Below are 18,675 nucleotides of genomic sequence, written 5' to 3'. Positions count from 1 at the left end.
ATCGAATACGAATCGCTGACTCGACGGGATTCAGCTTTTGTTCTCTACAGCATCTGGTTGGCGAATGCGCGTCCCATACCAGATTGTGAATCCGGGTAAGTCCTTGCCCGGATTCATGCTTTCCGCACCGGCCTTTCGCCAAAAATACCGGAATCGGCTGTCAAGCCGCAATCGCGGGATCAGAGCGCCTCGCCGGCGAGCAAACGCGGCGCATTCGCATCTGTCGTGCCGGCGGCCTGCCCGATGAAATAGGATTTCAGCGCCGGCAAACGATCGACAACACCCAGCCCGAAATCCCGCATGATGCGGATGGGACCGACATCGTTGGAGAAAAGCCGGTTCAGCACATCCGTCGTCACACCCATCCGCAACGTATCGAAACGCCGCCAGGACTGGTACCGCTCGAGAACGTTGAGGGAGCCGATATCGAGGCCGAGGCGGTCGGCCTCGACCACGGTTTCGGCCAGGGCTGCAACATCCTTGAAGCCGAGATTGAGGCCCTGGCCCGAGATTGGATGAATCCCATGGGCCGCATCGCCGGCGAGCGCGAAACGCGGTGCAACGAAGGAGCGCGCCAGCGTTAGCCCCAGCGGAAAGGCACGGCGGGGGCCGACGGGGTGGACAGGGCCGAGCTTGTGACCGAACCGGCGCTCCAGTTCTTCCTCGAACACCAGATCATCGGCAGCGACCAGCCTGTCGGCATCGGCCGTGCGCTCGGTCCAGACAAGCGAGGAGCGGTTTCCCTTGAGCGGCAGGACGGCGAAAGGCCCCGACGGCAGGAAATGTTCCTCCGCGCAGCCCTCATGCGGCCGCTCGTGTTCGACGGTGGTAACAATCCCGGACTGATCATAATTCCATTGCACGGTCTTGATGCCTGCCATATCCCTGAGCGCCGAGCGAACCCCGTCGCAGGCGACGAGCAGTCGCGCTTCAAGGGATGAGCCGTCAGAAAGGCTGATTGATGTCGATTGCGGCCCAGTAGTAAAGCCGGAAACACTGAGACCATGGCGGATTTCAACGCCAAGACGCTCGCACAGACCTCGCAAAGCGCCGACCATCGCAACGTTCGGAACCATATGGGCGAACGGCCTGCCCTCCTCGACCACACCATCAAACGTCAGAAACACCGGACGGACGGGGTCTGCGGTCTTCGAATCGGTGACGATCATCTTGTTGATCGGCTGGGCCTCCGGTTCGATCTCGTTCCATATGCCGAAAACGTCGAGCATGCGCGTGGCCGCCGCAATGATGGCGGAGGCGCGGACGTCCTTCTTCCAGACATCCTCGGGAGCTGCCTCAACCACCTGCACATTGAGATGCCGGGCCGCCTGCTTAATTGCGACAGCAACGGAAAGACCGACATATCCGCCGCCTGCAACCACCACGTCTAGCATCGCGCTTCTCCTCAAATCTTGTGCACACATCATCGGCGCACTATAGACCATGTGACGTCTTCCTACAGCCGGAGCAGGCCGAAAAAATGTCGCATCCTTTGCAAACGTCAGACCCGATGGCCAATCTCATCACCACGCTCGATCTCGAAAAGCTGGAAGAGAACCTGTTCCGGGGCGAAAGCCCGCAAATCGGCTGGCAGCGCGTCTTTGGCGGCCAGGTCATTGCGCAGGCCCTGATCGCCGCGCAAAGAACCGTGGACGACGACCGCCTCGTGCATTCGCTGCATGCCTATTTCATGCTCCCCGGCGATCCGCTGGTGCCCATCCTCTACCAGGTGGAACGCATCCGCGATGGTTCCAGCTTCGGCACCCGCCGCGTGGTCGCCATCCAGCATGGCAAGGCGATTTTTTCCATGTCCGCGTCGTTTCAGATATTTGAGGACGGCTTTGACCATCAGATAAAAATGCCGGATGTGACGCCGCCCGAAAAGCTGATGAGCGAAGAGCAGATGCAGGCGGCCTTTCTCGCCAAGGCACCCGCTTCGATCCGCAAATACTGGAGCAACAAGCGCCCGATCGAGATAAGACCTGTTTCACTGACCCATTACATCTCGAAAGAAAAGCTGGAACCGCAGCAGGATATCTGGGTTCGCGCCGTCGGTGATGTGCCCGACAATCCGCATTTCCAGTCGGCCATTCTGGCTTATCTGTCGGACATGACCCTGCTCGACACATCGCTCTACGCCCATGGAACGACGATCTTCGATCCTTCCATTCAGGTCGCAAGCCTCGATCACGCCATGTGGTTCCACCGCCCCTGCCGGTTGGATGATTGGCTGCTCTACAAGCAGGATAGCCCCAGCGCCTCCGGTGCCCGCGGTTTGACCCGTGGCAATATTTTCACCAGACAGGGTGAGCTGGTCGCCTCCGTCGCACAGGAAGGTTTGATCCGCAAAAGGGCAGATGATTAAATAATGTGCTTTTCTCAGAAATCGCACATTTAATAGACGCAAATTTCGTCGACAAATGCCCCTTTTTCAGACGTCCTTCATATAAGTTTTATATTTCAATAACTTATAAGCCAGATGAAAAACTGGCACGCCCTTTGAATGTATGTCCGCAGTCGCTGTTACTGATCTGCCAGCGGCAAGGAGAGTCGGCTCCGTGCCGAGGACAAACAAAGGATGGGAAACCAGATGAAAATTGTGATGGCCATTATCAAGCCGTTCAAGCTGGATGAGGTGCGCGAAGCGCTCACCGGCGTCGGCATCCAAGGCCTGACCGTGACCGAGGTAAAGGGTTACGGACGCCAGAAGGGGCATACCGAGATTTATCGCGGCACGGAATATGCGGTGAGCTTCCTTCCCAAACTGAAGATCGAAATCGCAGTTCCATCCGACCTCGTCGACAAGGCTGTCGAGGCTATCGCGTCTGCGGCAAAGACCGGGCAGATCGGTGACGGAAAAATCTTCGTCTACTCTATCGAACAGGCCGTGCGCATCCGTACCGGCGAAACCAACACAGAAGCGCTTTGAAGCACGGCTGACAGGGGAGTTTTCTAGCTATGCAACTCAACAAGTTTTCAACGCTCGGCAAGCTGGGCGCCGGTGTGGCGGCCCTGATGGCACCGGCCATCGCCTTTGCCCAGGAAGCCGCGCCGGCAGCAGCGGCAGCAGCGCCTGTTCCGGAAAAAGCCGACACTGCATTCATGTATGTCGCGACGATCCTCGTGCTTTTCATGATCATTCCGGGCCTCGCCCTGTTTTATGGCGGCCTCGTCCGCACCAAGAACATGCTCTCCGTTCTCATGCAGTGCACGGTCGTCGCGGCAGTGATGATGCTCGTCTGGGTGATCTACGGTTACTCCTTCGCCTTCGGCGGCGGCACCGGCCCGTACTTTGGCGGCTTCGGCAAGCTGTTCCTCTCCGGCGTGTCGCTTGACAGCACATCTGCGACCTTCTCGGAAGGCGTGGTGATCTACGAATACACCTTCATCGCCTTCCAGATGACCTTTGCGGCCATCACACCGGCGCTGATCGTCGGCGCCTTTGCGGAACGCGTGAAGTTCTCCGCCGTCATCCTCTTCACCATCCTGTGGGCAACCTTCGTCTATTTCCCGATTGCACACATGGTATGGGATGCGAACGGCCTGATCTTCGGCATGGGCGCTCTCGACTTCGCCGGCGGCACGGTCGTTCACATCAATGCCGGTGTGGCAGGCCTGATCGGCGCGATCATGGTCGGCAAGCGCACAGGCTTCGGCAAGGACATGATGGCGCCCCACTCCATGACGCTGACGATGGTCGGCGCGGCCATGCTGTGGTTCGGCTGGTTCGGCTTCAACGCCGGCTCCAACCTCGAAGCATCGGGCGGTGCGGTTCTTGCAACCATGAACACCTTCCTCGCAACTGCCGCTGCCATCGTTTCCTGGTCGCTGGTTGAAAGCTTCACCCGCGGCAAGGCTTCCATGCTGGGTGCTGCTTCGGGCATGATTGCCGGCCTCGTCGCCGTCACGCCTGCGGCCGGCTCCGTCGGCCCGATGGGCGCCATCGTTCTCGGCCTCATCGTCTCGCCGATCTGCTACTTCTTCGTCTCGGTCGTGAAGAACAAGTTCGGTTACGACGATACGGCTGACGTCTTCGGCGTCCACGGCATCGGCGGCATCATCGGCGCCCTCGGCACCGGCATCTTCACCTCGCCGCTGCTTGGCGGCACGGGCAAGGAAGACTTCTCCATCGCCTCGCAGGTCTGGACGCAGTTCGTCGCCGTCGCCATCACCATCGTCTGGTGCGCAATCGTCTCGGCAATCCTCTACAAGATCGTCGACGTTATCGTCGGTCTGAGGGTCCCGGTCGAAGCGGAACGCGAAGGTCTCGACCTCGCAACCCACGGCGAAGCCGCTTACCACTCCTAAGATCAGGGAAAAGGGGTTCTCCATCCCCTTACCCAAAAGAAGGCCCGCTCCGGCGGGCCTTTTTCTTTGTCGCAAATCTGCTAGAGCGCATCCAGTTTAAACGGAATAGTTGGACGCGCTCTAGATCTTTGTTTTCACGCATTTTCCGAACGTAAAACCGCGTCGCACTTTTACTGGAAATGCTCTGGCAGCATCAAAAAACCGCATGGTTAACACGACATTAACCAGCGAGCGGTTAGTTTTCCCTGTCAATCCGGGATCTGGTCACCTGCCGGATCTTGCCGAAACCACAAAAACGACGGGTTCAGGGACATGGGCAGAATGCAATCTCCGACATTCGATGGTCGTCACACACGCTTCGTGCTGACGGCGTTTTTCGTGCGGCAGATCATGGCTCTGGCCGGTTTCGCGTTGCTGGCCACCATTGCGCTGGGTATTGCCGCGCTCGCCACATGGAATGTGGCGGATCCGAGCCTCTCCTATGCCACCGGAAACCAGCCCACCAATCTTCTGGGATACGGCGGGGCGATCTTCGCCGATATCGTGATGCAGTTCCTCGGTCTATCCGCAATCATCTCGCTTTTGCCGATGATCGCCTGGGCGATCGCGCTGATTGCCGGACGCAGGTTCAACCGGATACCCGCCCGCCTCGTCGCCTGGGTTGCCGGCGCCATCGTCTGCGCCGCCTCGCTCGGCTGTTTTCCCGCGCCCGTCACGTGGCCGCTGCCAAACGGCATCGGCGGCGTCATCGGCGATATGATCCTGCGCTTCCCGGCCCTTTTCATCGGTGCTTATCCGACCGGCACCATTGCAACGGTACTGGGCGTCATATTCGCGGCACCCGCCGCCTGGCTGATGCTGTTCGCCGCCGGTCTCATGGGAGGTCCGGAAGATGTCCCGGAACTCGAAGAACGCGCACCCGTTGCGAGCAAGGCGCGCGCCACCCGGGAGGCCGAGGAAGACGATGACGACGGCGAGGGTTTCTTCGCCAATATCCTCGCCTTCGGCGCAATCGCGCATTACTGGTACATCACCCAGGCCCGTCTTCGCCGCCTGTTGGGCATCAAGTCGAAATCCCTGCATGATGAATTCGAACATCCTTACGATTTCAACGAATATGAATTCGGCACGTTGAACGAACCGTCCCGCCTCAAGACGGCGATCAACCGCCTCGACCAGCGCGCGGAGCCGTCCTTCGAGGAACGCGCTGCATCCCGCCGGCAGGTGTCACCTCCTTCCATCGCGCTCGATGATGATGACGACATGGACGCAGAGCCGCGTCTCACTGCAGACGGGCAGCGCTTGCCCAATGGCATTCTCTCGGATAACGACAGCGCCGATGAATCCGACCCCAAATTTATCGCAAGACAGGCACCGGGACGCGGACAGCCGAGAATTACGGCCCCCTCCGCGCGTCCAAAGCCGAGCGAGCGTGTGGCAAGGGAGGCGCAGGCCTCGTTTATCGCCGCCGACGGTTTCCAGCTGCCCAGCGTCCATCTTCTGGCAGAACCCAAGAATGTCGTGCGCGACAATACGCTGAGCGAGGAAGTGCTGGAGCAGAATGCCCGCCTGCTCGAAGGGGTCCTCGAGGATTTCGGCGTCAAGGGCGAGATCATTCATGTGCGCCCCGGCCCTGTCGTCACGCTCTACGAACTGGAACCGGCGCCCGGCATCAAATCCTCGCGCGTCATCGGCCTTGCGGATGACATCGCCCGCTCCATGAGCGCCATCGCCGCGCGCGTCGCTGTCGTTCCCGGCCGCAACGCCATCGGCATCGAACTTCCAAACCAGACCCGCGAAACCGTGTTCCTGCGCGAACTGGTCGGCAGCCGCGATTTCGAAAACAGCAAGGCCAAGCTTGCAATGGCGCTCGGCAAGACGATCGGCGGCGAACCTGTCATCGCCGACCTCGCCAAGATGCCGCATCTGCTCGTTGCCGGCACCACGGGCTCGGGCAAGTCCGTCGCCATCAACACCATGATCCTGTCGCTCATTTACCGCATGTCGCCGGAACAGTGCCGCCTGATCATGATCGATCCGAAAATGCTTGAACTGTCGATCTATGACGGTATTCCGCATCTGCTCTCTCCGGTCGTCACCGATCCGAAAAAGGCCGTCGTGGCGCTGAAATGGACGGTGCGCGAGATGGAGGAGCGCTACAAGAAGATGTCGAAGATCGGTGTGCGCAACATCGACGGCTTCAACAGCCGCGTGCAGCAGGCAATCGACAAGGGCGAAATCCTCACCCGCACGGTGCAGACCGGCTTCGACCGCCAGACCGGCGAGGCCATGTACGAGACGGAAGAATTCGACCTGAAGCCCCTGCCCTATATCGTCGTCATCATCGACGAAATGGCCGATCTGATGATGGTTGCGGGCAAGGACATCGAAGGCGCCGTGCAGCGTCTCGCTCAGATGGCGCGTGCCGCCGGCATCCATGTCATCATGGCGACCCAGCGCCCGTCCGTCGACGTCATCACCGGCACCATCAAGGCCAACTTCCCGACCCGCATCTCCTTCCAGGTGACGTCGAAGATCGACAGCCGCACCATTCTGGGCGAACAGGGTGCCGAACAGCTGCTCGGCATGGGTGACATGCTCTATATGGCCGGTGGCGGCCGCATCCAGCGTGTGCACGGCCCGTTCGTCTCCGACAACGAGGTGGAAGAGATCGTCGCTTATCTGAAGACGCAGGGGTCGCCGGAATATCTGGAAGCGATCACCGAGGAGGACGACGAGGAAGGCAATGGCGGTGGCGCGGCCGGCGCCGGCAATTTCTCCGATTCCGAGGACCCATACGATCAGGCCGTGGCTGTCGTTCTGAGGGATGGCAAGGCCTCCACCTCCTACGTCCAGCGGCGTCTCGGCATCGGCTACAACCGCGCCGCCTCGCTGATCGAGCGCATGGAGCAGGAAGGCATTATCGGCCCTGCCAACCATGCCGGAAAACGCGAAATACTCGTACCGACGGAATCAGACATCATCGAGCGATAACATCCGCAACCAAGCGGGGTTGAGAAGCGTTATTACACGCTTTCAACGTCATGAAGCCGCCGCCTTTTATGCGGACAATCGCTGCGATGAAGGAGAACAGAATGAACGACCTCACCACCGGCGAAACTGCAGCCGCAAACGCACCGAAAAACGGCGTGACGCGACGCGGCGTGCTGACGGCATTTTCCATGGCAGCCGCCATGGCGGGCCTGTCGCCGCTCAACGCATTTGCCCAGGCCGCCGGCAACGGCGCGACCGCGCAGAAAATCGCCAATCACTTCTCCTCGGTCAAAACCATGATGGGGGAATTTGTGCAATTCGGCCCTCGCGGTGAACAGACCGGCGGCAAATTCTACATTGAACGGCCGGGCAAGCTTCGTTTCAATTATGAGGACCCCTCGCCCATGCGGGTCATCGCCGATGGCAAGAATGTGGTCATTGGCAATATGAAGCTGAAGACCTGGGATCTCTATCCTCTGTCCAAGACCCCGCTCAGCCTGCTTCTGTCCGACAAGATCGACCTCGGCAACCAGAAGGTCCGGAATGTGAAGGAAGAGTCGGACCTGACCACCATCGTGCTGGGCGACAAGAGCATCTTCGGCGATTCCACCATTACCCTGATGTTCGACCCGAAGACCTTCGATCTGAGGCAGTGGACGACGACGGACGCCCAGAACAAGGACACGACCGTCATGATCTTCAACGTTCAGACGGGCGTGAACCTCGATGAACGCGTCTTCAACATCAATTACGAGGAAGTCCGCAAACGCGGCTGAGGTTTCGAACCTGCGAGAATTCTTCCAAAGGCGGCCTTGCGGCCGCCTTTTTATTTTGCCGCTAAAGTCCATTCCCGTTTTCATCGCGATGTTATAAGCCTGCGCTCCGGAAACATGCTCCGAAACAACGGGCTTCGGGGCAACAGCGCATTTCCAGGAAAAGTGGCCATCGGTTTTCCGTCCGGACATGCGACAAAACACTCTAGAAGCGGAGCACATGCATGTCGTTTTCGATAACCACCTGGAACATCAACTCGGTCAGGCTCAGAATGCCGATCGTTGAGCAGTTTCTGGTGCGTTACAAACCCGACATTCTGTGCCTGCAGGAAACGAAATGCCCGAATGGCGAGTTTCCGATGAAGCCGCTGAAGGCGCTCGGTTATGAGCACGTCATCATCCACGGCCAGAAGGGCTATCACGGTGTGGCCATCGCCTCGAAAATCCCCCTCACCGAAGATCATCGGCAGGACTATTGCGGGATTGGAGACGCACGGCATATTTCCGCGATTTTTCAGGTGGGATCGCGCCGCGTGCGACTGCACAATTTCTACGTTCCCGCCGGCGGCGACGAACCAGATCGTTCGATAAACCCCAAATTCGGCCACAAGCTCGATTTCATCGAGGAAATGAAGGCTCTCCGCGCCGATGGCGTGCCCGGCACCTCTTCCATTCTCGTCGGCGATCTCAATATCGCACCGCTTGAAAATGACGTCTGGTCGCACAAGCAGCTGCTGAAAATCGTCAGCCATACGCCGGTCGAAACCGACGGCATGCTGGATATCATGAAGAAGGGCAACTGGCTCGACCTGATGCGGCTGAACGTGCCTGACAGTGAAAAGATTTATACCTGGTGGAGCTACCGCGCCAAGGATTGGGAAGCCGCAGACCGCGGCCGCCGTCTCGACCATATCTGGTCGTCTCAGGACCTGGGCCCCTCGCTTGAAAAAATCGACATATTGCGCGAGGCGCGCGGCTGGAACCGGCCATCGGACCATGTTCCGGTTACCGCGCATTTCCGATTCTAACGGTTTTGACTAGCGTCAGGCGAAGCGGTTCTGCAAACGGGCCGCGCCTGCCGCCAGAGCTGCAATATTGTCGCGAATGCGCGCCGATACGATATCGGCCACTTCCGGAAACTCCTCCACCAGCCGGTGAAACAGGATACGCGTGATGCGGATGACCTCGGAATCCTCCGCGGCCACAGCGGTGAATTTCCGTTCGCAGAGCGTGAAAAGCGCAAGTTCGGAAAGCAACGCACCCTTGCCGGGCGCTGCCTGCAGCACGGGCTTGCCGTCCCTTCCTGCCGTGAAAAGCTCGAAATGGCCTGATGTCACCGCAAAGGCGCACTCAGCCGGTGAATGTTCCCGGAACAATGTCTGGCCTGCCGAGACGCGGCGGCGTTCCGCGCCGAAGGCGATCAGCCGCAGCTGATCATCGCTGAAGCCCGCAAACAACGGCACTTGCCCCAGAAGCATGATATCGTCCGTCAAGGCCATGTTTGATCGCTACTCCAGAAAGCCGCCTGCGCTACTATAGCGGTTTTCCAATATCGGTCTTCAAAATACAAGCAGTTAGAACGCCGTGCGCTTTCTCAAACGCACGGCGCCAGCTTTAGAACACGGATGAATGCCAAGCGACAGGACTATCCCGCTTCAGGGAACGATCTTGTAGCCGCCATTCTCGGTCACCAGAATTTCAGCATTGGAAGGGTCACGCTCGATCTTCTGGCGCAGACGATATACGTGGGTTTCAAGCGTGTGCGTCGTCACACCGGAATTGTAACCCCACACCTCCTCCAGCAGGACATCACGCGTCACCACGGCACTGCCGGCGCGATAGAGGTAACGGATGATCGCCGCTTCCTTTTCCGTCAGACGGATTTTCTTGCCGTCTTCCGTCGTCAGCAGCTTCTGGCTGGGTTTGAACTGATAGGGGCCGACGGTGAAAACCGCATCCTCACTCTGTTCGTATTGACGCAGCTGCGCCCGGATGCGCGCCAGAAGCACGGCAAAACGGAAAGGCTTCGTCACATAGTCATTCGCGCCGGCTTCAAGCCCGAGGATCGTATCGGAATCGGTATCATGCCCGTCAGCATGATGATCGGTGCCTTGAAGCCACCCTTTCGCAAAAGCTTTACCGCTTCACGACCATCCATGTCCGGAAGGCCGACATCCATGATCAGAAGATCGACCTGGGCGGTCTTTGCGGTCTGCATTGCCTGGGCGGCGTTTGCGCCGCTCAGAAGCGAGAATTCCTCATAAGGAGACAGTTGCTCGGTCAGCGTCTCCCGAAGATCGTCGTCGTCGTCCACCAGAAGGATAGTGCGAGCCGTCATTCGGATTCTCAGCCTTTCTTACTTTAGCGCATCGACCCAAAAATCGCGTTCGATTTTCGGAAAGCACAATGCGTAGTTTAAAAGAGTTAGAGCATTCCAGTGCCTCCAAAAGGCGGCAAGGTGCTCTAATTGTCAGCCAATTCAGCGGTTTGCCGATAAAAGGTCAACCCATTGCCATGATATTACGAAGTGCTATGACTTCACGTTAGATAACCTGCAAAGCAAAATCTCGTGAAAAACATGAGCAGACAGCCCGTAAAGCAACATAAACGCGCATCGACGCTCATTGTTCGGCCGGCGCCCTTGAAAATAAGCCGGGCCATCGTCCAGCTCGGGCATCTCACCTTTCCCGCCGCAATCGGGCGCAATGGCCGCACCGTGCTGAAACGCGAGGGAGACGGAAAGTCACCCATTTCCCTCACCCGCCTGCTGCACGGATTTTATCGCGGCGACCGTAACCCCGCTATCCCCACGGCATTGCCGATGCAACCGACGCGGCAATCCATGCTGTGGTGCGACGAACCCCGCAGCGCCAATTACAACAGGCTGGTCAAGGCACCTTTCACGCAGAGCCACGAGGAGATGATGCGAAAGGACGGCCTTTATGACGTCTGCTTGGTGCTCGATTGGAACATCACATCGAGAAGTCGAAACCGCGGTTCGGCAATCTTCATGCATATGATCCGCCCGGGATACGAGCCGACCGCCGGCTGCGTTGCTCTCCACCCCCGCGACATGAAACGTATTCTGCCCCATATGCGCAAGGGTACGAAAATTCGCATCCTGTAGATGAGGCACAAAAAAACCCGCCATTCTTGGCGGGTTTTTTTAAAAAAGGAGAAAGCCGGTGATTACGCGGCTTCTTCCTGAGAATCGTCCTCTTCGACGGCCTTGCCGCGCTTCGGACCCTTGGCAAGGTTGACTTCCACCAGGCGAACAGCCTCGGTTTCAGACATCTTGTTGACGGCGGCAATTTCACGCGCCATGCGATCGAGAGCAGCCTCATAAAGCTGACGCTCGGAATAGGACTGCTCCGGCTGATTTTCCGCACGGTAAAGATCGCGCACAACTTCCGCAATCGCGATAAGATCGCCGGAATTGATTTTCGCATCATATTCCTGGGCGCGGCGCGACCACATGGTACGCTTCACACGCGCCTTGCCCTGCACCACTTTCAGCGCCCGCTCGACAAAATCGCCTTCGGAAAGCTTGCGCATGCCGATGCTCACGGCTTTTGCGACGGGAACTTTAAGACGCATCTTGTCTTTTTCGAAATCGATGACAAAAAGCTCAAGCTTCATGCCGGCGACTTCTTGTTCCTCGATGGCAGAAATGGTACCGACACCATGAGCGGGATACACAATCGCTTCACCGGTCTTGAAACCGTGATGTGCTGGAGATTTCTTCTGCTGGGTCGTCATTCGTTCTAAAAACTCCCTGTTACATACCCGGAGGTGCCGGGGTTGGGTCGGTCAGGCCCTGATGAGACGGGGGAACCGTCAGGTGACTCCGCACTGGTCCAGCCGTGCACGCAAAAACACACCTTCCCGCATTGCGGGGTTCGATAACGTAAACGCTCGATATGTCACGGAAACCGCGTGCAAAAGAGGTGTTGCTTTCGTGGTGTTTTTGGGCACACAAATGCCACGCTGTGGATCAGTGTCGTTGGTGTACCACAAAAATAGGCACAAATCAATAATTTGCTTCGACCGTGGCCGCAACATCACATGGCGGCCAAAGAACCACCTATAAATTGTCTGCCGAAATACTGTCAAATGCTTCGTGACAGGCTTTCACGGCACAAAGAGCAAAAAAATTTCATATCCCGACTGAAGAAACACGAAAGCCTCTTAAACTCTTCGTAATTACACGCCAGTATCCGATTCGAATGAAAAGGCAAAATCCGCAAATTGTCGGTGCTTTTTTACATTAAAGTGTGATTTTTGGAGGAATCCACGTCAAATGGGCTACAGAAATAATCCAAAACGCGAAAAACAGATCGAAAAAGCACGCCAGCAAGCAATTGCCGAAAATGCGCCATTTCTTGATCCGGGTATTCTTTATGGAAGAGCAAGCGCGGACGACATAGAATATTATTCCGCAGAAATGCTGGCCGCCAGCGCTGCCCACAGTTTCGAGGCGCTTTCGCGCTGGACCGGAGATGCGCCCCTCATCAGCATTGCCCAGGTCGAAGGCGTCACCCCCCGGGAAATTCCGGTAACGGTGCTGACCATTATCGGCCGCAACATGCCCTTCCTCTACGATTCCGTCATGGGGGAGGTCACAAGCAGCTATCGCGGCCTTTATCTTGCGGTTCACCCCATTCTGGTGCGCGACGAAAAGGCGCAGGCGGGTTATCGCCTTGCAGAGCCCGATGACGAGCCCTCCGAAAATATCAGTCTCATTCAGTTGCACATCGCGCCCTTGACGATGCAGGCGGCAACAGCGCTGGAAGACAGGTTGCGCTTCGTGCTGACGCAGGTCCAGTCCGCCTACCGCGACTGGCGGCCGATGCTGGCGAAGCTCGACGAGGCGCTCGACGAACTGTCGAAGCGCGGCTCCTCGCGGCGCAAGACCGAGCGTGCGGAAGCCGTCGAGTTTCTCAACTGGCTTCGCAACGACAATTTCACCTTCCTCGGCATGCGCGACTACACCTATTCCGGCAAGGGAAAGAACGCGAAGATCGAACGCGGTGACGGCGTCGGCCTCGGCAGCTTGAGCGATCCGGATGTGCGCGTCCTGCGCCTTGGCAAGAACGCAGTGACGACGACCCCTGAAATCCTTGCCTTCCTCGATGGCCCCGATTTCCTCATCGTCACCAAGGCGAATGTGAAGTCCATCGTGCATCGCCGCGCTTACATGGACTATATCGGCATCAAGCGCTTCGACGAGGACGGCAATGTCATCGGTGAATTGCGTATCGTCGGCCTGTTCACCGCCACCGCCTATACGCGTTCGGTCAAGCAGATACCGCTGCTGCGCGCCAAGGTCGCGGATGTCGAGCGGCATTTCGGTTTTGATCCGAACAGCCACTCCGGCCGCATCCTGCAGAACACGCTGGAAGCCTATCCCCGTGACGATCTCTTCCAGATCGAGACGGATCTGCTGATCCGCTTCATCGAGCAGATCATGGAACTGAGCGACCGCCCGCGCGTCCGCGTCCTCGCCCGCATCGACCGTTTCGACCGCTTCGTTTCCGCCATCATCTTCGTGCCGCGCGAGGAATACAATTCCTATGTGCGCGAGAAGATCGGCGACTATCTGAGCAAGGTCTATGACGGGCATATTTCCGCCTATTATCCCGCCTTCCCGAAGGCGCGGTCGCCCGCGTTCACTTCATCGTCGGCCGCACGGAAGGCAAGACACCGCGCATTGCGCAGGACAGGCTGGAAGATGCCGTCAGCGATATAGCGGCGCGCTGGATAGACCACTTCATCGCGCTTTCCGAACCGGGTGCGCCCGTGCTGGATGTGGATCAGGCCTATCAGGAAGCCTTCACGCCGGAAGAGGCGATCGGCGACATGACGGATATTCTGGCCGCCGTCAAAGGCGAGCCTGTCCGCATTGAATTCTACCAGCAGGAAGGCCAGTCGGCCGAGACACTTTCGCTGAAGATATTCCATCGCGACGGGCACCTGCCGCTCTCGCGCCGCGTGCCCCTGCTCGAAAATCTCGGCTTCAACGTCATCAGCGAGCGCACCTTCGACATCGGCGTCGTTTCGGATGGCGAAAAGCGCGATATCGTGCTGCATGACATGGAACTATCCGTCGCGGCCGGCACGACGCTTGATCTGCCACATTACGGGCCGAAACTGGAAGAGGCCTTCCTCGCCGCCTTCTCGGGCAAGGTCGATAATGACAACTTCAACCGGCTGATCCTCGCCTGCGGCCTCACCGTGCGTGAAGTCTCCGTGCTGCGCGCTTATGCCCGCTATCTGCGCCAGACCGGCATTGTCTATTCGCAGGAGCATATTTCCGAAACACTCTTCAAATATCCGGCCATTTCCCGGAACATTTTCGCGCTGTTCAAGGCGGGCTTCGATCCGTCCATCGAAGAGAAGAAACGGCTGAAGAAACTCGCTGAAATACACAAGGCCATCGAATCTGCATTGAGCGGCGTGCCCAATCTCGATGAGGACCGCACGCTCAGGCGCTACGTCAACGCCATCGACGCAACGCTTCGCACCAACTACTTCCAGAAAAATGCCGACGGCACGCCGCGTGACCTGTTGGCGTTCAAGTTCGATCCCAAACATCTGGACGGCCTGCCGGATCCGCGCCCCTTCCGTGAAATCTTCGTTTATGGAACCGAGGTCGAAGGCGTCCACCTTCGCTTCGGCAAGGTCGCGCGCGGCGGTCTGCGCTGGTCGGATCGCGGCCAGGATTACCGCACCGAAGTGCTCGGTCTCGTTAAGGCGCAGCAGGTCAAGAACGCGGTGATCGTACCGGTCGGCGCCAAGGGCGGCTTCTTCCCGAAGAACCTGCCTGTTGGCGGCTCCCGCGACGAAGTCTTCAATGCCGGCCGCGAAGCCTACAAGACCTATATCCGGACCCTCCTTTCCATCACCGACAATATCGTCGATGACGCCATCGTGCCGCCGGCCGATACGCTGCGGCTGGATGGTGACGACCCCTATTTCGTCGTCGCTGCCGACAAGGGAACGGCAACCTTCTCCGATACGGCAAACGGCCTTGCCCACGACGCCGGCTTCTGGCTGGACGATGCCTTCGCATCGGGCGGTTCCGCCGGTTACGACCACAAGAAGATGGGCATTACCGCACGCGGTGCCTGGGAAACGGTAAAACGTCATTTCCGCGAAATGAATACCGACATCCAGACCACGCCCTTCACGGTGGCGGGTGTGGGCGACATGTCCGGCGACGTTTTCGGCAACGGCATGCTGCTGTCGGAAAAGATCAGGCTGATTGCCGCCTTCGATCACCGCGACATCTTCATCGATCCGGATCCCCATACCGACAAATCCTTTGCCGAGCGCAAGCGGCTTTTCGAACTGCCGCGTTCCAGCTGGCAGGATTACGACCGCTCGACGCTTTCCGGTGGCGCGATGATCATCTCGCGTTCCGAAAAATCGGTGACGCTGACACCGGAAGCCGTCGCTGCCATCGGCATCGACAAATCCGTCGCCACGCCCTTCGAGATCATGACCGCCATTTTGAAGGCGCCGACCGATCTTCTGTGGTTCGGCGGCATCGGCACCTACATCAAGGCGGCGGTGGAAACCAATGCCGAGGTGGGTGACAGGGCGAACGACCCCATCCGCGTCAACGCCACGGAGCTACGCGCCAAGGTCATCGGCGAAGGCGCCAATCTGGGCATCACCCAGAAGGGCCGCATCGCCTATGCGCTGGCGGGTGGACGTTGCAATTCCGACGCCATCGACAACTCGGCCGGCGTGAACTCCTCCGACGTCGAGGTCAATATCAAGATCGCGCTCGCCTCCGCCGTCAACAGCGGTCGCCTGACGATGCCGAAGCGCAACCAGCTTCTCGCCTCCATGACGCCGGAAGTGGCGCAGCTGGTGCTGCGCAACAACTACCTGCAATCGCTGGCGATCTCGCTCACGGAACGGCTTGGGCTTGCAAACCGCGAGGAACTCGGCCGCCTGATGAGCGCGCTGGAGGCAACCGGGCAACTGAACCGCAAGGTCGAAACCCTGCCGAGCAATGCCGAACTCAGCGAAAGATACGCCACCGGCAAGCCGCTGACCCGGCCGGAAATCGGCGTGCTTCTGTCCTATGCCAAGCTGACCCTGTTTGACGCATTGGTGGCAAGCCCGCTTCCCGATGAACCCTATCTCCAGCATCTTCTTGCCGATTACTTCCCGGCCAAGATGCAGAAGAACTATGCGGACGATATCAAGGCGCATCGCCTGCACCGCGAAATCGTGGCAACGGCACTCGCCAATGCCGTGGTCAACCGCGGCGGCCCGGGCTTTGTGCAGAAACTCGCGGATGCGAGCGGCCTCCTGTCGGCCGATGTCGTCAAGGCGGCGGTGATCGTCGAGGATGGTTTCGGTCTCAAGCGTCTGTGGAGCGAGGTCGATGCGCTTGACGGAAAGATCGGTGGAGAAGTCCAGAACGGGCTTTATGCCACGATCACCCGCATCTTCTCGGACGCAAGCAGGCTCTATCTGCAAACCGGAAGCGCAGGTGCTGCGACGGGAGACATGGCGACCGAGATCGAACGTCTGAAAACCGCGATCAAGACGCTGTCGCCGGCGGCGGCGAAATATCGCCGCGAGCTTGGCGTCACGGAAATTGACGGTGTTCCTGCCGGTCTTCTGGAGGAACTGGATACGCTTTCCCTGCTCGTCTACGTGCCGGAGATCATGCGCATCGCCGAAAGTGCAGGCACCACGCTCGCCCGCGCCGCCGAAAGCTACGCCACCGTCTCCTCTACCTTCCGTGTCGCGCGTCTGCTGGACGCCAGCCAGCGCATCACACCGGCCGATCATTATGAGAGTCTGGCTCTCCTGCGCAGCCAGGACCAGATCGCCCTGTCGAGACGCCGGATCGTCATCTCGGCGCTTACCGAACATGCGAAGGAGAAGGATCCGGTTCAGGCCTGGTATGCGGCTGACCGTGTACGCGTCAACCGTATCGTCTCGGAACTCGGCGCGCTCAGTGAAAGCGGTGATACCAACCTCGCTCGCCTGACCGTGGCAGCGGGACTGCTTGGCGATATCGTTCAGACACGCTGATCGACCATCCGAAAAACGCCATCCGGGTTCTTGGCCCGGATGGCGATAGATGCCACGATGCGCCGGCATGCCACCTTCTATCCTCCCCTGATATCCGATAGGACGATGAATGACTGTCCCCACCCCGAATGCGGAAACAGTGGTTGCGAAACGCGGCATCTGGGGTTGGGTCATGTTCGACTGGGCGGCGCAGCCCTTCTTTACAGTTGTTACGACTTTCGTTTTCGGCCCCTATTTCGTTGCCCGCCTCACCGATGATCCGATTGCGGCGCAGGCGACATGGAGCAACATGGCGACGGTCTCCTCAATCATCATCGCCCTCTTCTCCCCCATCCTCGGCTCCATCGCTGACCAATCCGGTGCAAGAAAGCCATGGATCGCTTTTTTTGCCGTCATCAAGATCGTCAGCCTATTTTTCCTTTGGTTCGCAGCACCGGGCTCACCGCTCATCCTGCCGATCGTCTGCATGATCCTCGCCTCCATCGCCGCGGAATTTTCGATCGTCTTCAACGATTCCATGATGCCGCGGCTCACCAATCCGCAAAATGTCGGACGCATTTCCAACCTTGCCTGGGGGCTGGGTTATCTCGGCGGCATGGTGGTGTTGATCGCCGTAGTTACGCTTCTGGCCGCCAACCCGCAGACAGGGCTGACCATCGCCGGTATCAAACCGCTTTTCGGCCTCGACCCGGCAACTGGCGAGGATGCCAGAATAACCGGCCCGCTTGCCGCACTCTGGTATCTCATCTTCATTTTACCGATGTTCCTCTTGACCCCTGATGCAGACAAGGGCCTGCCTTTCGCGGCGGCAATCCGCTCGGGCCTTTCAGAGCTCAGAACAACGCTGCGCGAGCTTCGCTATCGCCCTGTGTTGCTGCGGTTTCTCATCGCCCGCATGCTGTATCAGGACGGCGTCAATGGTGTGCTCATTCTGGGGGGAGCCTTCGCCGCCGGCATGTTCGGCTGGGCGACAATGGAAATCGGCCTCTTCGGCATTCTCCTCAATGTCGTCGCCATCGCAGGCTGCTTTGCGGCCGGACGCGTCGATCAGAAACTCGGTTCGCGTATCACCATCCTCATCAGTCTGGTGCTCCTGCTGCTGGCCACACTCGGCATCGTCTCCACGGAAAAGGGCTCGACCCTGTTCGGCTGGATTCAATTATCGACTGCAGACAATGGCGGCATATTCGCCACCGGCGCGGAAAAGGCCTATCTGCTTTATGGCGTATTGATCGGCCTTGCCTTCGGCCCCGTCCAGGCCTCGTCGCGGTCTTATCTCGCCCGCAATATTACAGTGGCAGAAGCGGGCCGTTATTTCGGCATCTATGCGCTCTCCGGTCGCGCTACCAGCTTCATGGCGACACTGTCCTTTTCAATAGCAACCTATATGAGCGGCTCCGCCCATATCGGCATGGCCACGCTCATCCTGTTCCTGGGGGCTGGATTTCTGCTGTTGCTGCGTGTGCCGGAGCGGGCCGCAAACTGAAGAACCTCAAACTTATAAGACGCGCGAGTGATGACAAATCGCTCCGCATATTCG

The 18,675-nt window shown here is 58.6% G+C and carries 11 protein-coding genes and 2 pseudogenes; 9 read left to right on the top strand and 4 right to left on the bottom strand.

From position 1 onward, the window contains the following. Positions 1-179: 179 nt before the first annotated feature. Positions 180-1,505 (bottom strand): ubiquinone biosynthesis hydroxylase, encoded by a 1,326-nt coding sequence (locus tag G3A56_RS12020; protein ID WP_409528207.1) that lies wholly within the window; start codon positions 1,503-1,505, stop codon positions 180-182. On the opposite strand from G3A56_RS12020, the gene tesB reads away from it, so the two are divergent. The 6 genes from tesB to G3A56_RS11990 all read left to right on the top strand — a co-directional run bounded on the left by tesB (position 1,481) and on the right by G3A56_RS11990 (position 9,103). Next, the gene (tesB, locus tag G3A56_RS12015) at positions 1,481-2,365 is read left to right on the top strand and encodes an acyl-CoA thioesterase II (protein WP_082183206.1); all 885 of its coding nucleotides are present in this window, start codon (positions 1,481-1,483) and stop codon (positions 2,363-2,365) included. The two genes, G3A56_RS12020 and tesB, sit on opposite strands and share 25 nt — an antisense overlap. A 213-nt stretch (positions 2,366-2,578) precedes the next feature. Then, positions 2,579-2,929: a P-II family nitrogen regulator gene (locus G3A56_RS12010; RefSeq protein WP_003492620.1), complete on the top strand. Its 351-nt coding sequence runs from the start codon at positions 2,579-2,581 to the stop codon at positions 2,927-2,929. 29 nt (positions 2,930-2,958) lie between these two features. Further along, the gene (locus tag G3A56_RS12005; RefSeq protein ID WP_137038364.1) at positions 2,959-4,308 is read left to right on the top strand and encodes an ammonium transporter; all 1,350 of its coding nucleotides are present in this window, start codon (positions 2,959-2,961) and stop codon (positions 4,306-4,308) included. A gap of 321 nt (positions 4,309-4,629) precedes the next feature. After that, the gene (locus G3A56_RS12000) at positions 4,630-7,302 is read left to right on the top strand and encodes a DNA translocase FtsK (protein WP_164056393.1); all 2,673 of its coding nucleotides are present in this window, start codon (positions 4,630-4,632) and stop codon (positions 7,300-7,302) included. A gap of 50 nt (positions 7,303-7,352) precedes the next feature. After that, a complete protein-coding gene (locus G3A56_RS11995; protein ID WP_164056391.1) occupies positions 7,353-8,078 on the top strand; it encodes an outer membrane lipoprotein carrier protein LolA in 726 nt (241 codons plus the stop codon). Between the two features lie 221 nt (positions 8,079-8,299). Beyond that, entirely contained in the window at positions 8,300-9,103 is an 804-nt protein-coding gene (locus tag G3A56_RS11990) for an exodeoxyribonuclease III (RefSeq protein WP_003492631.1), read from the top strand. A gap of 15 nt (positions 9,104-9,118) precedes the next feature. Here the strand turns inward: G3A56_RS11990 and G3A56_RS11985 are convergent, their stop codons facing one another. Next, positions 9,119-9,574 (bottom strand): cyclic nucleotide-binding domain-containing protein, encoded by a 456-nt coding sequence (locus G3A56_RS11985; protein ID WP_003492633.1) that lies wholly within the window; start codon positions 9,572-9,574, stop codon positions 9,119-9,121. A 156-nt stretch (positions 9,575-9,730) separates the two neighbouring features. Further along, a pseudogene (locus G3A56_RS11980) lies at positions 9,731-10,413 on the bottom strand (response regulator transcription factor). Between the two features lie 240 nt (positions 10,414-10,653). On the opposite strand from G3A56_RS11980, the gene G3A56_RS11975 reads away from it, so the two are divergent. Then, complete coding sequence (locus tag G3A56_RS11975; RefSeq protein ID WP_167373884.1) at positions 10,654-11,202, top strand: L,D-transpeptidase family protein; 549 nt, start codon at positions 10,654-10,656, stop codon at positions 11,200-11,202. A gap of 62 nt (positions 11,203-11,264) precedes the next feature. On the opposite strand, the gene G3A56_RS11970 is transcribed toward G3A56_RS11975, so the two are convergent. After that, positions 11,265-11,834, bottom strand: a complete 570-nt coding sequence (locus tag G3A56_RS11970) for a CarD family transcriptional regulator (protein ID WP_003492641.1) — start codon at positions 11,832-11,834, stop codon at positions 11,265-11,267. A 541-nt stretch (positions 11,835-12,375) separates the two neighbouring features. On the opposite strand from G3A56_RS11970, the pseudogene G3A56_RS11965 reads away from it, so the two are divergent. Beyond that, positions 12,376-17,135 (top strand): annotated as a pseudogene (locus tag G3A56_RS11965) (NAD-glutamate dehydrogenase). A 109-nt stretch (positions 17,136-17,244) separates the two neighbouring features. Next, on the top strand, positions 17,245-18,621 hold the full coding sequence (locus tag G3A56_RS11960; protein WP_082183210.1) for an MFS transporter: 1,377 nt from the start codon (positions 17,245-17,247) through the stop codon (positions 18,619-18,621). Positions 18,622-18,675 lie beyond the last annotated feature (54 nt).

It is taken from the genome of Rhizobium oryzihabitans (assembly GCF_010669145.1).
GTDB lineage: Bacteria > Pseudomonadota > Alphaproteobacteria > Rhizobiales > Rhizobiaceae > Agrobacterium > Agrobacterium oryzihabitans.
This window is presented reverse-complemented; position numbering and strand designations above follow the sequence as displayed.

Excerpts from the sequence above, each read along its gene's own strand:
- tesB (WP_082183206.1), top strand. The coding sequence starts at position 1,481 with ATGTCGCATCCTTTGCAAACGTCAGACCCGATGGCCAATCTCATCACC.
- G3A56_RS12010 (WP_003492620.1), top strand. The coding sequence starts at position 2,579 with ATGGGAAACCAGATGAAAATTGTGATGGCCATTATCAAGCCGTTCAAG.
- G3A56_RS12005 (WP_137038364.1), top strand. The coding sequence starts at position 2,959 with ATGCAACTCAACAAGTTTTCAACGCTCGGCAAGCTGGGCGCCGGTGTG.
- G3A56_RS12000 (WP_164056393.1), top strand. The coding sequence starts at position 4,630 with ATGCAATCTCCGACATTCGATGGTCGTCACACACGCTTCGTGCTGACG.
- G3A56_RS11995 (WP_164056391.1), top strand. The coding sequence starts at position 7,353 with ATGAAGCCGCCGCCTTTTATGCGGACAATCGCTGCGATGAAGGAGAAC.
- G3A56_RS11990 (WP_003492631.1), top strand. The coding sequence starts at position 8,300 with ATGTCGTTTTCGATAACCACCTGGAACATCAACTCGGTCAGGCTCAGA.
- G3A56_RS11985 (WP_003492633.1), bottom strand. The coding sequence starts at position 9,574 with ATGGCCTTGACGGACGATATCATGCTTCTGGGGCAAGTGCCGTTGTTT.
- G3A56_RS11975 (WP_167373884.1), top strand. The coding sequence starts at position 10,654 with ATGAGCAGACAGCCCGTAAAGCAACATAAACGCGCATCGACGCTCATT.
- G3A56_RS11970 (WP_003492641.1), bottom strand. The coding sequence starts at position 11,834 with ATGACGACCCAGCAGAAGAAATCTCCAGCACATCACGGTTTCAAGACC.
- G3A56_RS11960 (WP_082183210.1), top strand. The coding sequence starts at position 17,245 with ATGACTGTCCCCACCCCGAATGCGGAAACAGTGGTTGCGAAACGCGGC.